This is a genomic window from Terrisporobacter glycolicus ATCC 14880 = DSM 1288, assembly GCF_036812735.1.
GTDB lineage: Bacteria > Bacillota > Clostridia > Peptostreptococcales > Peptostreptococcaceae > Terrisporobacter > Terrisporobacter glycolicus.
The window spans coordinates 1521570-1535549 of record NZ_CP117523.1 but is presented as its reverse complement, the minus strand read 5'-3'; the positions used below and the strand labels follow the sequence as shown (position 1 = coordinate 1535549).

Here is a 13980-nt window from a genome sequence, read left to right as displayed (position 1 = left end):
CATGATACGGTTACAGTGCTTACTCTAAATAGATCAAATTCGTTTTATTTTATTCTTTTACTTCTCTTGTAGCTTTGCATTTATTTTTTTAGCTTCGTTCTTATTGTAAATATAAAAAACAAACCAAATGATAAATGATATAATTATCATTATAATGATTGAGGTAATAACTACCAGTATTCCTCTTTCTACTGGAATCCACCCTGCATAAAATGCACATACTAAATAAACAGTTAATCCTACTCCCATATGAACCAATACTTGAAGCCCCTTTGAAATTTTATCATTTTCATATACAATGGATGGCAGATAAAATCCTACTCCTGAAACAATCGAACACATAGCATTTATTATAAATTCTTCACTCGTCATTATTAAATATTTATTATCTATAAAAGCAAGGATTATTCCTAAAAGTGTAAATACGCTACATCCAAGAGCGATTCCACATATAATATTACATACTATCTTTTTTATACTTATTGTATTTTTCATATTCGTACTCCTCTCAAATTCCTAAATATTTCTTAAATGCAGGAAGATATTTTCTTGATATATACTCAGAAGTTCCATTTTTTAGTTTTAAACTCATCATACCATTGAAAAATGGCTCAACACATTGAATTTTCTTTAGATTTACAAATGCAGATTTTGAAATTTGTATAAATCCACTACCTAGTTGCTCTCCTATTTCGTATAACCTTTTCTTAGACTTATATTTTTTGTCCTTGCAATGTACTATTACTTCTGACACTTCAATACGAGCCATATAGATTTCATCTTTTTGCAGTACTATAATCTTATCTCCGTCATTTACAGTAATAATACTTTCATCTTCCCCTAATGCAGAGATTATTTTTTGTATTTCAGCTGTAATAGTATTTGTTTGTATAATTACATAAGGCTCTTTTACATCTTGCGACACTTTTACTTCAACCTTCAAATACTTGCACCTCCTTAGATTTTATTTATACATTAAGTATATTTCAACTCTTCATAAATTTATATTGATTTACTACAAGTGGTGTATATTTAACTACCAAATTCAAAAACATACTCTTAAAATACATTTTCTATCACTTCAAATTAATTCTATATATGAAAATTTATTTCTTCCAGCTACTGCGAAATAACTTTGTTCATTATCTTCAAAATTAAAAGTTCTACCAAGGTAAAAAATTCAAAATAAGTCATAGTATTCTCGAAGGATTCATTACGGTGCTAAGAAATATTTAGGCTAAACTTATTTAACATTATAAAAGGTCATATCTTTTTTGATATGACCTTTTAGTCGGCAGTTTTACAAACTCTCCAACTTATTATGATAATGTTTTTTATATTTTACTTTGTCTTAGACTTAATTTTGCTTACTTTTCTTTCTACCAAACTAACTATGCTTCCTAAAACCATTGCAGATATAATTAATAAAGGGAAATAAAAAATAAAGTTATTGCCGCCAGGTTTAGACTCTGCTGCATGTACTACCACAGTATTCGTTCCTATTATCATTAGAAAACTAATAACTAAGGTGAAGATTAAACTTTTGCAATATTTCATTTTTTTCGCCTCACTTTTTATGAATATATCTTTGAAAAATATACTCTTTGTATATTATATTGTCAGGCGTAGAAAAAATTTCATTTATTTATAAATATATAACATGTCATTTGTGTATTGGCATAATTGATGAGAAGGTAATTTTTCCTCTTGCTAAAAAGTCATTTTTAGCAACTCCAGTTTATTTTTGCTGGATTCGACTCATCTGTTATAGCTACTTTGCGTAAAGCATCTTCCATGTTTTTGCACTCTCTTGCTGCAATTCCATCATAAACATCAAGTGTTTCGTTAACACCAACAGTTGAATATGCTATGGATGCACTACCGTAAAATACAAGCCCTAAAGAACTTGTTACAGTGTTAATTGTTGCTGTTGTTGCTCCAATTGCCCTAGCTGCGGCTTGTGCTACCGGATTTCCTTCTGCTTCTCTTGCTGCTATTTGAGCTTCCTTAATAATTTTCTTTGCTTCTGTTAATTTTATGTTTCCTTCCATATATTCATTAATTGCATCTAGTGCATTTTTTAAACGAGAATCTTTTGGATAATATTTTTCATAAATAGGTAGAATGTGCTCCCTTGCATATTCATTGCACCATTTTATAATTGTGTTTTTACTTTGTGTTTCTATTAATCTCATAAGAGATAGAATACATGGTGAGTCTGCTTTTCCAATCATTTTTCGTACTTTAGCCATAATAACTCCTTTTTTAATATATTTTTTAGATTATTATACAATATATCATATTTAAAATCTGAAACCATTTTGTCTAAAATCTAAGGAGCAAGATTATTAAAGTTTTTATTATTTTTCAGCTTTTTTATTTAAATAACTTAATATTGATAAATTTGAACCTAAAGTTATTGTTCCCAAGATAATAATTTTCCCTGCTATGGTATAAAATTTAATCAAATAAGAAACTCCTCCAGCTAACATTAAGATTATACCTATGTAGCTACCAGTTATAGATCTTTTTCTTTTTACCTCTATTGGCGCATTTAATATATCAAAGCTTTGTCTACTAGCATTTTTAGAAATTTCCTTAGAAAAATCAAGAGCCTTTCTCCTACTTTGCAAAGCTTTATCATTTATTGATTTCATTTATACTAATCCCCCTAAGATTGTTTTCAATATTTTTTATTAGCATATCATCTATTACATCTACCCCTAATTGCTTCATAGTAAATTGAATAAATTTGATTCTATTAATCGTTTCTTCATGGGTTCTATTAAATAAAACTGGATTTAGCCATATATTGCATAATAGAAGTAATAATTCAGAACATTCTTTTGGAAAATCTGTTTCTAGTGAGCCGTCTTCTACGCCTTCTTGAATTAACTTATAAAACTTTAGTGAATCTTTATTTACAGTTTGAATGATTGTTTCTACTATTACCTTACTATTATTACTTAGATTAATTAAAAATCTATTTGTTGTATTAATATCATTATTAGTAATTAATTTATTTAATATTTTTGTTAATTTCTCTTTTACACTGTATCCCTCTATTTTAGAAATTATACTATCTAAAAATATATTGTTCTTTTCTTGCTCTCTATTTAAAACAGCATACAGTATTTCTTCTTTTGATTTAAAGTGATGATAAATAGCACCTTTAGATACACCTAGCTCGTTAATAATATCTTGTATGCTTGACTTCTCATATCCCTTTTCTACAAAAAGCTTGTATGAAACCTCTATTATATTATCAACTGTATTCTCTGAAACTTTATTTTTAATCATATTACACCTCCAAAACCGACCGTCGGTATGTTAAGTATAGCATTATATTATAACTAGTATCAATATCTTTTTATTAAAAAAACGTATCACTTGATTGTGATATAGTTCATTCTTATTTATTCTAAACTCTCTATAAATTCGCTCTAAAATATATAGAATATATGTAAAGAGGACTATAAAATTTGTTTTATAGTCCTCCGTAAATTTAATTATTATTTTTTATACAATCGTATTTTTAATCACAATAGATTTTATCTGTTTGGATTGAATTTATACTAAAGACACTTGAAAGTCAATAATAAAATTGAATCTATGGAAATAATTGTAAACACAAGTAGTTTTCAACACGCTAAATAAAAATATTTACTAATACCATCTTTTGCATCTACAATCATCATCATGTTTTTTACATTCACAATGACATTCACACTCATGTTTCTTACATTCACAATCATCATCATGATCATGTTTTTTACATTCACAATGGCATTCACACTCATGTTTCTTACATTCACACTCATGTTTTTTGCATTCACAATGGCATTCACAATGGCATTCACACTCATGTTTCTTGCATTCACACTCATGTTTTTTACATTCACACTCGTGTTTCTTGCATTCACAATGACATTCACACCCATGTTTTTTGCATCTACAATCATCATCATGATCATGTTTTTTGCATTTACAATCATGGTCCATACCTCTATCTACTCTATAATTATAATCATCTTCTATACTTCTATAACTTTTAAACATGATTTTATATCACTCCTATATCTTATATTTAGAGTTCCTCATAGAAACTCTTAATGTAAGATATACATTTCCGACAAAAATGTTCATATTTTTTGTATATTTTACATAATTTTTATTTTTCATTTAGAGATCACATTATCTAAAAATATATTATTCTTTTCCTACTCATTATTTAAAACTGCATATATTATCTGAAACTTTATTTTTAATCATATCATACTTCCAAAACCTACCGTCGGTATATTAAGTATAAGATTATATAATAACTAGCATCAGTATCTTTTCATTAAAAAACCGTATCACTTGCTTGTGATGTGGTTCGTTGCTATTTATTCTAAACGTTCTATAAACTTGCAAAAAATATAGAATATATGTAAAGAGGTCTATAAAGTTTGTTTTATAGACCCCCGTAAATTTAATTGTTATTTTTTATACAATTATATTTCTAATTACAATAATTTTTTTCTGTTTTGATTGGATTTATACTCAAGACGCTTGAATGTCAATAATGAAATTGAATCTATAAAAATAATCATCAATACAAGTAGTTTTTCTACATGCTAAATGAGCATGATTACTAGCACCCTCTTCTGCATCTACAACAATCATGTCTTCTACATCTACAACAATCATGTCTTCTACATCTACAACAATCATGTCTTCTACATCTACAGCAATCATGTCTTCTGCATCTACAATCATCATCAAAATCTTCATCTCTATCTCTTCTGCATCTACAATCACAGTCAATATCTCCATCTCTATCTCTTCTGCATCTACAATCACAGTCAATGTCTCTGTCTCTATCTCTATCTCTATCTCTATCAATGTCTCTATCTCTTCTGCATCTACAATCTCTATCTCTGTCTCTATCTCTTCTGCATCTACAATCACAATCAATATCTCCATCTCTATCTCTTCTACATCTACAATCACAATCAATATCTCTATCTCTATCTCTATCATTTTGTCCAAAACGTATACATCTACGATTTTCAAACCTCATTTTTACCACTCCTATATCTTATATTTAGAGTTTTTTATAGAAACTCTTAATATAAGATATACATTTTCCGACAAAATAGTTCATATTTTTTGTATAATTTACATAATTTTTATTTTTTTACTTTTCTAATATTGGAATATAAATCTCCATGACTGTATCTTTTCTGCCATGACATCGCTCATCATAAAACTCAAAATCCATCTTACTTTCATCAAATATATATTTGCTATCTTTAAACCATTCTTTAAAAATATATTTCCAAGTTTCCCTTATTATATCAGCAAATTCCCTTTGTTTAATATCATCTGACGTGTCTACTGGCGGGGTTGTAAATACTGCATATGTTGCTTCAGGTATATCTATCATCATCATATCATCTGTTACATGTTGAAAATCATCAACTATAACTCCTAAAAGATATATAGTTTCTCCATCTTCATTTTTTGATGGTATGCAAAGCCCAACTTCACCGTGCTTTGGTGGTTCTAATATTCTATACATCTTACTTTCTAAATTTTCTCCATTATAATTACTCCAAAATAAAGCAACATCTTTAGTGTAATTTCCATTAAAAATATTCGTTTTTATACCGTATCCTGCAACTTTAAATGCAGGTTTTTTTACAATAATAGGATTCATAATATAACCTCCAATTTTATATATTGATTCTTTTGAAAAATAGCCATTCATCCACTTTATATATTGTTTGGGACTAAATCCATATTCTTTTTTAAATGCTTTTGAAAATCCATTATGCGTATCAAATCCAAACTCCAGGGCTATATCTATAACTCTATTTCCCTCAAATAGTTTTGCAGCTGCCAATGATAGCCTTCTTTTTTTAACATATTCCATTAAAGTTATCCCTTGGTGGATATTGAATATCCTACAAAAATGAAAAGTTGAATATCCACATTTATTGGCTATTAATTCTGGTGTTAAATCGCTTTTAATATTTTCTTCAATAAATTCAATACATTGTGATATTACATTACTATAATTCAATTTGTACACCTACTTTCATCACGCTATACTTAAAGTATATCAACTATATTAATGATATATTGTTCCTAAATTGCTAAGTTTGTTTTTTAATATTTATATAAAAAACCGTATCACTATTTATGATACGGTTCTGCGTTATACCTCTAAAGGAGATTATTCTATCTTATATTTACTTTTCTTTTTACCTACAGCTGCAAGGTATATTATAAATTCTTCTTCTCCGTCTAATTGTAATAGATTATCTACACCCTCCTGATCATATATGCCAATTGCGCAAACACCCGCATCCACAGAGTCACCTGCTAAATAAAGATTCTGACAAACATGCCCAACATCTATTAATATTTTCTTATGAGCTGAAATATCAAACTTCCACTCAGATCTATAAGGTGTTGTACTCCATGCAAAGGTAACAGCGGCTTTTTTTGCAAAGTGAGGCACAAAAGGCTGGTCCAGCGTAATCGCATCTATTTTTTTATCAGCATCTTCTAATTCAAACATGAATAATAGTTTATGCTCCTTTGGAAGATATCTATATATTCCTTTTTCTAAACCTACCACATTCATTATGAATAAATAAGTTTCAAAAGAATGAGTTGCTCCACTGCAAGGGACGGTTCTATAAGTCATTCCTGATTTATTAGTACCAGTTATACCTTGAGTTGCCCATAAAAGATATGATAATTCCTCTAGACTAATTGATTCGTCGCTATAAAACCTAGCACTTCTTCTCTCCTTTATACATTCATAAATATTTTGCTTCTTTATAATGTCATCACTTAAATCCGGCAAGTTTATTATCATTGAATTAGGATCGTAAGACTTAACATCTTCTGGTTGAGGTAATTTCTTCATTTTATCAGTTTTAATATTTTTGAATTCATTAAAATTGGATTTTAAAAAACTTCTTTCTTTTTCATATCTTCCCATTTTATTTTCTCCTTAGTTTTGTTTCTCAAAAATAAATATACCATAATATGTGAAAAGTTTATGTAACTTACGTTACAGTTTAGTTAAATATTTAGAATATGCTAATATTTTATGATAACTTGTAATATTGTTATTAATAAATAGAAAGAAGGATGGATTCCCTTATTTATTTGATAATCCATCCTTCTTTCTATGCGTTTTAACATCATTGTATTTTTATCTATATATTATTTATTTTTATCTAAATCTATAGTTATAAATTCTTGTTCTGTTACTTTTCCTGTTTCAATATTTGTAACTACTGGTATAAGTTTGATTTTTTTACTACCTTTAAATATATTTCTATATTCTATTACAACCTTACAACTATTTTTTTCTTCATTATATTTTGGAGTCATCTGATGAATTTGATATTCTTCTCCATCTTCATTTTCTAACTTAATGTTAATATCATACTTATCGTCTATATGATAACCATCCAAATCCGTAGTATATTGAACTTTTGCATAAATTGGTGATAAATGTAAACTATCTATTTTAAGTTTTTTGTCTCCTCCACCTATATTTATTTTAATGTTTTTATTTATTTTATAATCATCATAATTAACTGTAGCTTTTATTAAATCTTCACCTTTTATAGGTAAGTCTATACTCCAGTCACTTCTTATAGCTCCTGCATAACCTGCTTTTTCATCTCCCAGTTTTTCAGCTGCTATATGTATTTTTTTTGTATTTAATTTTATATTGTAAATTTTATCCTTATTTATAGTATAAGGAAACTCTTTATCTCCTACTTTATCTACACCAGGCCCTCCTTCTATTTCATTTAAGGGAATTATTGTGACAATATTTGTTAGACCATTTGAATTACTGGCTTTTTTTTCATAATCAGTTTGACCTGAATTTAAAATTCCACGCTTTTCTCCATCTACATAAGTTTCTATATTTCCTAAGCTAATGTAAAGCTCTCTATTTCCCCATTTATCTACATTCCAATCCTTCTGTTCTTTTTCAGTAAAATCTTTAAATGGGTCAAACTTACTATCATCCACATCTACTTCAACTATTAAATTTCCATCATCTATCATTAGATTTTTATAAGTTACTTTTATATTTTTACTTGCCACACTTTTATTTATTTCATATTTATAATTTGTTACTTCATTACTTTTTAAATCCAACACACTTTGCAAAGTGTACCACATTTTTTGTACATTTGCCCAAACAGTTTCATTACACAATATACCTCCACCTAATACAACAGTTAAAGATGCTGCTACTATTACTTTTTTATATGATGATTTTCTTTTCTTAATCTTTGATTTCATTCTTTTTTTAATTTCATCATTGTTGTCAAATTTAACTTCTTTGTATTCATCAACATCTATTTTCACATCATTTAATATATCAAAGTCCTTCTTCATAAAATTTGCCTCCCTTATTTTATTACACTTTGTCTTATTTTTTTTCTTCCTCTTGATAGCCGGTTATATAAATTAGATACCTTTGTATTATTTTTAATAGCTATTTCTTCCAAAGGCTCCCCTTTTAAATAATGCTCTTTAAATAATCTTCTATCACTTTCATTTAGATAACTTAATATATCATTTATTTCTTCTTCCATTTCAGATTTCAGTAATTCTTCATCTATGTAGTAAATTTCTTCACTCATATCAACATACTCTATTTTTGATAAATACTTTTTCTTATAATCAATTGCCTTGTATTTAGATATTGCACATATCCAATTTTTACAGGTGTTTTTACTGCTATCAAAACTTTTTATATTATCCCAAATAGACATGAGTACATCATCTACACATTCTTCTTCATAATTTGTAAGTACTCCTAAATGCCTTCTTACTATAGCCGTTATAATCCCTCTATAATTATCTATTAAAAGTTCCATTCCCTTTTCTTTTTTCTTCTTTATATATTTAATCATTAATTCATCCTGCAATTTATTTTCCTCCTTCTGTAAAAGCTTTTACACTAATTAATACGATAATTAATATAAATTCCTATCAAAAATATTTTAATATTTTTTATTTATTTAAAAATGTATGTAACGACCTTACTTAATAATCAATTCTTCGCTACTACAAGTACGTTACTATTACTTACACCTATTATCAATAAGTTTTAAAATTGATATAGTATTTTAGTACGTAAAAAATAGCTATGTCATATTTACTATGAAATAGCTATATTCAGATTACTATACTTTTTAATTTTCCTATCTTAATTTACATCGCAATACTGTTACACAATTGGAAATAATAAAGATATTTCAAAACCATCTTTATATTGTTCTGAAACTACCATTTTGATATTTAAATTATCAGCCACTTGCTTTGCCAAATAAAGCCCCATCCCTGTTGATTGCTTTCTCTGTTGCCCTGCATCTCCAGTAAATCCTTTATCAAATAAAAAAGGTACATCATAAGATTTAATTCCGATTCCATTGTCTCTAATTGTAAGTATTATGTCTTTACTTTCTTCATTAACTGTAGTAAATATTGATATGAAGGAATTCTCCTTCTCCATATCCTTGTATTTTATAGCGTTGCTTAAAATCTGTCTTAAAATAAATAACAATCCTTTTTTATCTGAAAATACTTGTATATTTTTTACATTATTATTTATACTAATTTTTTGCTCATCTATTAATATTTTATATTCATCAAGTAGATCTTCATATATTTCATCTAGCAATATATTAGAAAAAAGGTAGTCTAAATGTTCAGATTTGACTCTTGCATAATATAGCATTCTTTCGATATCCTCTTGCATTTTTGTTCTTGCATATTCTAATCTTTTATATGTTGGAAGTGAAATTTCATCCTTTCTATTATCAAGAACAAAGGTCATAAGTGATAATGGTGTCTTTATTTCATGTGCCCATTTTTCTATATATTCTTCATATTCTTTTAAGTTTAAATCTTGTTGATTAATTAAATCATCTTTTTCACGGAGCTTTTCACCAATTGCATGAATTGTATTTTTTTCTTCATTAGAAAAAAAGCTAAGACATAGTTCTTCTTGCTTAATTTCTGGATTTTCTATAAAATTTAATATCTCTTGTTTCTTTCTTTTGTCCACATTGTAAACTTTAAATCCAACAAAACTGTATAATATAATAGAACCAGTTATTGTAGTTGGAAAAATATAAGTAAAACCTTTAACATCCATAATCCAAAGAAAAACACCAAACATAATATTTAAAATACCTATTGTAACAATCCATATTTTATATTTTGATAACATGTTAACAAATTTTCTAATCATTTTCTTTTCCCTCTACTGATACAAGATTATATCCTTTGCCTCTTACTGTTATAATTTTATACTTCATGTTTAAATTCCTAATAGTCTTTTTCAATCTTGTCATATTAACTTGTAGTGCATTTTCATCAATATAATCTGTTGTACCCCATAGTTTTTGAAAAAGCATATCCTTTGTAACAATATTTCCTTGATTTGATAAAAGAAGTTCCATTATTTTTCCTTGATTCTCAGTTAATACAATAGATTTCTCATTAACATATATGGTATAAGTCTGTAAATCTAATTTTACACCATTTATTTCAAGAAAATAGTTCCTATCTTCATATCTACGAAGTAAGTTAGAAATTCTGGCTAACAATCTATCTTTATTGCATGGTTTTGTAAGATATTCATCTGCACCTAAGCCCAGTGCATGAAGTTCATCTCTTAGTTGATCTCTACTTGTTAAAATTAGTATGGGTATTGTACTTTTGGCCTTAATTTCTTTACAAATCTCAAAACCAGTTACTCCTGGTAAATTTAAATCTAATAATACAAGATCAGGAGATTCGTCTAAGATGTTTTCAGCTATATTTATGAAATTAGTAACACAATAAGTATCATATCCACCCTTTTGCAATATGGATACAAGCTCTTCTCTCATAAATAATTCATCTTCAACTATAACAATCTTTTTCATTTGAATCTCCTTTCTATTTTCCACTACTTAGTATAACATTATATTCATGTTAATTATCATCTCTTTTTATATCCATTAATTCATATATTTGTTTATCACTCATTTTCATTACAGAAATCATATAACTAAATTCTATCACACAAAGTATAATAACAGTAGGCACTGCAATTATCATTAATTCACTAATATTACCTTTCATTGCTGAAGTAGAAATACCCACGAATAATCCTCTTATACCAAATATACTTCCAATTGCTGCCACTAATATTGGAAGAGAAAAATACCACTTTATTTGTTTTCTAGCTGACTTTCGTAATTGGCTATAATCACATCCAATATGCAACATTGTTTGATATCTTCTTGTTGTATTTTGTTGTTGCATCAAAAATTGAACTCCTATGACAGTATTTGCAATAATTAAAAATATCACTGCCAAATAAATTGTTGTATAACTAGCTGCCACCGTATAGAATAATTGTCTTCCCATATTTTGTAGATAACTTTCATACTCTAAGTTTGTTTTATCAAGCAATTTATTTACATGTCTAATTGATTGCATTAATCCTTTATCTTTTACAACATGCTCCTTTAAAGTTGCATTCCAATAAGAAGTACTATCTCCCCTTGTAAGTATTTCAAATTGTTTATCAGGAACAATTAATGCATACATAATATTTATGGAACGGTCTGTAACTATATTATCTTGATAAAGCTTATCTACAAGATGAAATTCTTTATTTTCTATTTCTACACTTACATTTTTCTTAAGCGCTTTATTCAAAGAATCCACCATGTTGGCATTTGAAAATTCTAAGCCGTTAAATAAGGCCGCTTGATTATCTTTAAGTTTAATAGGTTCTTTTCCCGCTACTTTTAATATATTATTATATCCTGATAAAGAAAATAAAAATGGTTCGTCAAAATACTCCAAATTATTTATAGCGTCCTCACCCTGTTTGACAGCCTTTACTAGTCCTTTTGCAGAAAAATTAACTCCATCATTTGGGTCATTACCTTCATGATATAAATCACCTACTTTAACATCAAAAACTTCATTAATATAATCTTTTATTTCAAACTTATTTAACTCTTTTTTTATTTCTTTTTCATCTCCTGTAAATGTATAATCTAGAACATGTTCATTTTTTGAACTAGAATTAAAAGTTACTGAAATTCCATATCCAAAACAACAAAGTGCTATTAAAACTAGTAAAGATGAAATTGCTAAAGAATTTGATTTATAAAACACACTTTCTTGTAACTGTCTAAAAGTGAATATTTCTAAACCATTTTTATTCTTTCTATTTTTAAGTATGATTTCAAATAGTACTACCATACCATGGAATATAAGAAAAGTTCCACCTATGCCCAAAACAACAGTAATTCCCATAGACTTCATAGATTGCCATGCATATCCATTAATAGATAGTCCATAGGCAATGAATAGTAATATAATTCCTAGTAATAGTTTTATTGTAGTAAATAATTTATTATGAACCTTATGTTTTTTGTCTTGAGACTTAGATATTAGTTTATCTATATCTTTTTTTGCTATACTTCCACTTAATATCAACAGAGCTACTAATCTAATAAGAAAGAAACCTACAACTGTCCATAATACTGCCTCTATAGAAAAGGAAAATTTATGTCCTATAATACCTATACCTACAACTCTAGCTGTGATCATACTTATCATTTCTGAGATAAAAATAGCTATAGGAATTCCAATAAGTAAAGATAATATGCTGTTGTAAATTTCCTCCATTAAAAGCATGGAAAATAGTTTCTTTCGACGCATCCCTAACATCAAATACATTCCTAGTTCATGACTTCTTCTTTCTAGCTGATATTTCCCAGCAAAGTATACTAAGAAAAATAAAATAAATAATGAAACTGCATATAAAACAGGTGTCAGAAGTAATAAACGATTTATTGCATCACTTTCCATTTCTTTCAAAAATATTATTACATCTTGATTTTCGAGTGACAAAATAATATAAAATGCTACTATTGACACAATCAAGGAAACGAAAAACATTCCATTTTCTTTTCTATTTCGTTTGCTATTTTTCTTCACTAAATCAAAGAACATTTGCACTTCCTCCCCCTAACTGCGCCATTGCCGAAATAATTCTTTTGTAGAATTCCTGTTGTGATTCTTCTGGAACTTTTCTTCTAAGTTCATGGAAAACTTGTCCATCTTGAATAAATAAAATCCTAGAACAGTAACTTGCTGCATTTGCATCATGAGTTACCATTAAAATAGTTGCATTTTGTTCTTCATTTAAACCAGAAAGCTTTTCCATTAATAATTTTGCATTTTTTGAATCTAGTGCTCCTGTTGGCTCATCAGCAAGGATTATTTCAGGATTTAGAATTAATGCTCTAGCAGCCGCCACACGTTGTTTTTGTCCTCCTGACATTTCAGATGGAAACTTTGTCATTACCTCTTTAATTTCTAAATATTTTACAATCTCATCAATTCTTTTTTCATCTTCTTTTCCCATCATATTATGAATTGCAATAGGTAACATAATATTTTCTCTAGCATTTAAGTTATCAATTAACTCAAAGTTTTGAAATAAATATCCAATACGATTTCCCCTATAATCAGCTAATTTATTTCCTTTAAAACTTGCTATATCTTCTCCCTTAAGAAGAATTTTCCCTTCTGTTGGGCTAGTTGTTGTTGCAATACAATTTAATAGTGTTGTCTTTCCTGATCCACTACTTCCCATAATTCCAACAAACTCTCCATCTATAATTTGAAAGGTAATACCATCTATAGCCTTTGTAATATTATCTTTTTTTCCATAGTATTTTTTTAGAGATTGTACCTCTAATATCTTTTTAGCCATTTTTTACTTCCTCCCTTTTTCATAAACTTTGCTATGTTTTTTGTTACTCAACTTTTTAATTTTTAAATTGATACTTTTTACTGGGTCTTTATTTAAGTCTATTATACAAAACAATAATCGTATATAACACTTACAGTTTATGAAAGGTTTATCTA

17 protein-coding genes are annotated in these 13980 nt (G+C 27.7%); all 17 read right to left on the bottom strand.

Features of this window, described 5'->3' with window-relative positions:
* Positions 1-57 precede the first annotated feature (57 nt).
* The 17 genes from TEGL_RS07530 to TEGL_RS07450 all read right to left on the bottom strand — a co-directional run bounded on the left by TEGL_RS07530 (position 58) and on the right by TEGL_RS07450 (position 13825).
* Positions 58-495 carry a DUF3021 domain-containing protein gene (locus TEGL_RS07530; RefSeq protein ID WP_018590305.1) on the bottom strand — a complete coding sequence of 146 codons (438 nt, stop codon included), beginning with the start codon at positions 493-495 and terminating at the stop codon, positions 58-60.
* 13 nt (positions 496-508) lie between these two features.
* The gene (locus tag TEGL_RS07525) at positions 509-943 is read right to left on the bottom strand and encodes a LytTR family DNA-binding domain-containing protein (RefSeq protein ID WP_018590306.1); all 435 of its coding nucleotides are present in this window, start codon (positions 941-943) and stop codon (positions 509-511) included.
* A gap of 398 nt (positions 944-1341) precedes the next feature.
* Entirely contained in the window at positions 1342-1557 is a 216-nt protein-coding gene (locus TEGL_RS07520) for a hypothetical protein (protein WP_018590307.1), read from the bottom strand.
* Between the two features lie 167 nt (positions 1558-1724).
* Complete coding sequence (locus TEGL_RS07515; protein WP_018590308.1) at positions 1725-2252, bottom strand: putative immunity protein; 528 nt, start codon at positions 2250-2252, stop codon at positions 1725-1727.
* Positions 2253-2360: 108 nt separating this feature from the next.
* Positions 2361-2657 carry a hypothetical protein gene (locus tag TEGL_RS07510; protein ID WP_018590309.1) on the bottom strand — a complete coding sequence of 99 codons (297 nt, stop codon included), beginning with the start codon at positions 2655-2657 and terminating at the stop codon, positions 2361-2363.
* Positions 2641-3300 carry a TetR/AcrR family transcriptional regulator gene (locus TEGL_RS07505; protein ID WP_018590310.1) on the bottom strand — a complete coding sequence of 220 codons (660 nt, stop codon included), beginning with the start codon at positions 3298-3300 and terminating at the stop codon, positions 2641-2643. The genes TEGL_RS07510 and TEGL_RS07505 overlap by 17 nt, the downstream gene beginning before the upstream one ends.
* A 366-nt stretch (positions 3301-3666) precedes the next feature.
* Positions 3667-4059, bottom strand: coding sequence for a hypothetical protein (locus TEGL_RS07500; protein ID WP_154650604.1), 393 nt, complete (start codon positions 4057-4059; stop codon positions 3667-3669).
* A 486-nt stretch (positions 4060-4545) separates the two neighbouring features.
* The gene (locus tag TEGL_RS07495; protein ID WP_278244860.1) at positions 4546-4668 is read right to left on the bottom strand and encodes a hypothetical protein; all 123 of its coding nucleotides are present in this window, start codon (positions 4666-4668) and stop codon (positions 4546-4548) included.
* Positions 4637-5065, bottom strand: coding sequence for a hypothetical protein (locus tag TEGL_RS07490; RefSeq protein WP_081617839.1), 429 nt, complete (start codon positions 5063-5065; stop codon positions 4637-4639). The genes TEGL_RS07495 and TEGL_RS07490 overlap by 32 nt, the downstream gene beginning before the upstream one ends.
* A gap of 117 nt (positions 5066-5182) precedes the next feature.
* Positions 5183-6079: an AraC family transcriptional regulator gene (locus tag TEGL_RS07485; RefSeq protein ID WP_416389612.1), complete on the bottom strand. Its 897-nt coding sequence runs from the start codon at positions 6077-6079 to the stop codon at positions 5183-5185.
* 144 nt (positions 6080-6223) lie between these two features.
* Positions 6224-7000 (bottom strand): SagB/ThcOx family dehydrogenase, encoded by a 777-nt coding sequence (locus TEGL_RS07480; protein WP_018589587.1) that lies wholly within the window; start codon positions 6998-7000, stop codon positions 6224-6226.
* A 227-nt stretch (positions 7001-7227) separates the two neighbouring features.
* Positions 7228-8424: a DUF4179 domain-containing protein gene (locus tag TEGL_RS07475; protein ID WP_018589586.1), complete on the bottom strand. Its 1197-nt coding sequence runs from the start codon at positions 8422-8424 to the stop codon at positions 7228-7230.
* A gap of 14 nt (positions 8425-8438) precedes the next feature.
* Positions 8439-8960: a sigma-70 family RNA polymerase sigma factor gene (locus tag TEGL_RS07470; protein ID WP_018589585.1), complete on the bottom strand. Its 522-nt coding sequence runs from the start codon at positions 8958-8960 to the stop codon at positions 8439-8441.
* Positions 8961-9262: 302 nt separating this feature from the next.
* Positions 9263-10288 carry a sensor histidine kinase gene (locus TEGL_RS07465; RefSeq protein ID WP_018589584.1) on the bottom strand — a complete coding sequence of 342 codons (1026 nt, stop codon included), beginning with the start codon at positions 10286-10288 and terminating at the stop codon, positions 9263-9265.
* A complete protein-coding gene (locus tag TEGL_RS07460) occupies positions 10281-10967 on the bottom strand; it encodes a response regulator transcription factor (RefSeq protein ID WP_018589583.1) in 687 nt (228 codons plus the stop codon). Before TEGL_RS07460 ends, TEGL_RS07465 begins: the two co-directional genes overlap by 8 nt.
* 49 nt (positions 10968-11016) lie before the next feature.
* A complete protein-coding gene (locus tag TEGL_RS07455; RefSeq protein ID WP_018589582.1) occupies positions 11017-13059 on the bottom strand; it encodes an FtsX-like permease family protein in 2043 nt (680 codons plus the stop codon).
* Positions 13049-13825 (bottom strand): ABC transporter ATP-binding protein, encoded by a 777-nt coding sequence (locus TEGL_RS07450; protein ID WP_018589581.1) that lies wholly within the window; start codon positions 13823-13825, stop codon positions 13049-13051. Before TEGL_RS07450 ends, TEGL_RS07455 begins: the two co-directional genes overlap by 11 nt.
* Positions 13826-13980 lie beyond the last annotated feature (155 nt).

Bases quoted from the DNA above. Each gene is read 5' to 3' on its own strand.
- TEGL_RS07510 (WP_018590309.1), bottom strand. From the start codon at position 2,657: ATGAAATCAATAAATGATAAAGCTTTGCAAAGTAGGAGAAAGGCTCTT.
- TEGL_RS07465 (WP_018589584.1), bottom strand. From the start codon at position 10,288: ATGATTAGAAAATTTGTTAACATGTTATCAAAATATAAAATATGGATT.
- TEGL_RS07530 (WP_018590305.1), bottom strand. From the start codon at position 495: ATGAAAAATACAATAAGTATAAAAAAGATAGTATGTAATATTATATGT.
- TEGL_RS07475 (WP_018589586.1), bottom strand. From the start codon at position 8,424: ATGAAGAAGGACTTTGATATATTAAATGATGTGAAAATAGATGTTGAT.
- TEGL_RS07520 (WP_018590307.1), bottom strand. From the start codon at position 1,557: ATGAAATATTGCAAAAGTTTAATCTTCACCTTAGTTATTAGTTTTCTA.
- TEGL_RS07490 (WP_081617839.1), bottom strand. From the start codon at position 5,065: ATGAGGTTTGAAAATCGTAGATGTATACGTTTTGGACAAAATGATAGA.
- TEGL_RS07505 (WP_018590310.1), bottom strand. From the start codon at position 3,300: ATGATTAAAAATAAAGTTTCAGAGAATACAGTTGATAATATAATAGAG.
- TEGL_RS07450 (WP_018589581.1), bottom strand. From the start codon at position 13,825: ATGGCTAAAAAGATATTAGAGGTACAATCTCTAAAAAAATACTATGGA.
- TEGL_RS07480 (WP_018589587.1), bottom strand. From the start codon at position 7,000: ATGGGAAGATATGAAAAAGAAAGAAGTTTTTTAAAATCCAATTTTAAT.
- TEGL_RS07460 (WP_018589583.1), bottom strand. From the start codon at position 10,967: ATGAAAAAGATTGTTATAGTTGAAGATGAATTATTTATGAGAGAAGAG.
- TEGL_RS07455 (WP_018589582.1), bottom strand. From the start codon at position 13,059: ATGTTCTTTGATTTAGTGAAGAAAAATAGCAAACGAAATAGAAAAGAA.
- TEGL_RS07495 (WP_278244860.1), bottom strand. From the start codon at position 4,668: ATGATTGTTGTAGATGCAGAAGAGGGTGCTAGTAATCATGCTCATTTA.
- TEGL_RS07515 (WP_018590308.1), bottom strand. From the start codon at position 2,252: ATGGCTAAAGTACGAAAAATGATTGGAAAAGCAGACTCACCATGTATT.
- TEGL_RS07500 (WP_154650604.1), bottom strand. From the start codon at position 4,059: ATGTTTAAAAGTTATAGAAGTATAGAAGATGATTATAATTATAGAGTA.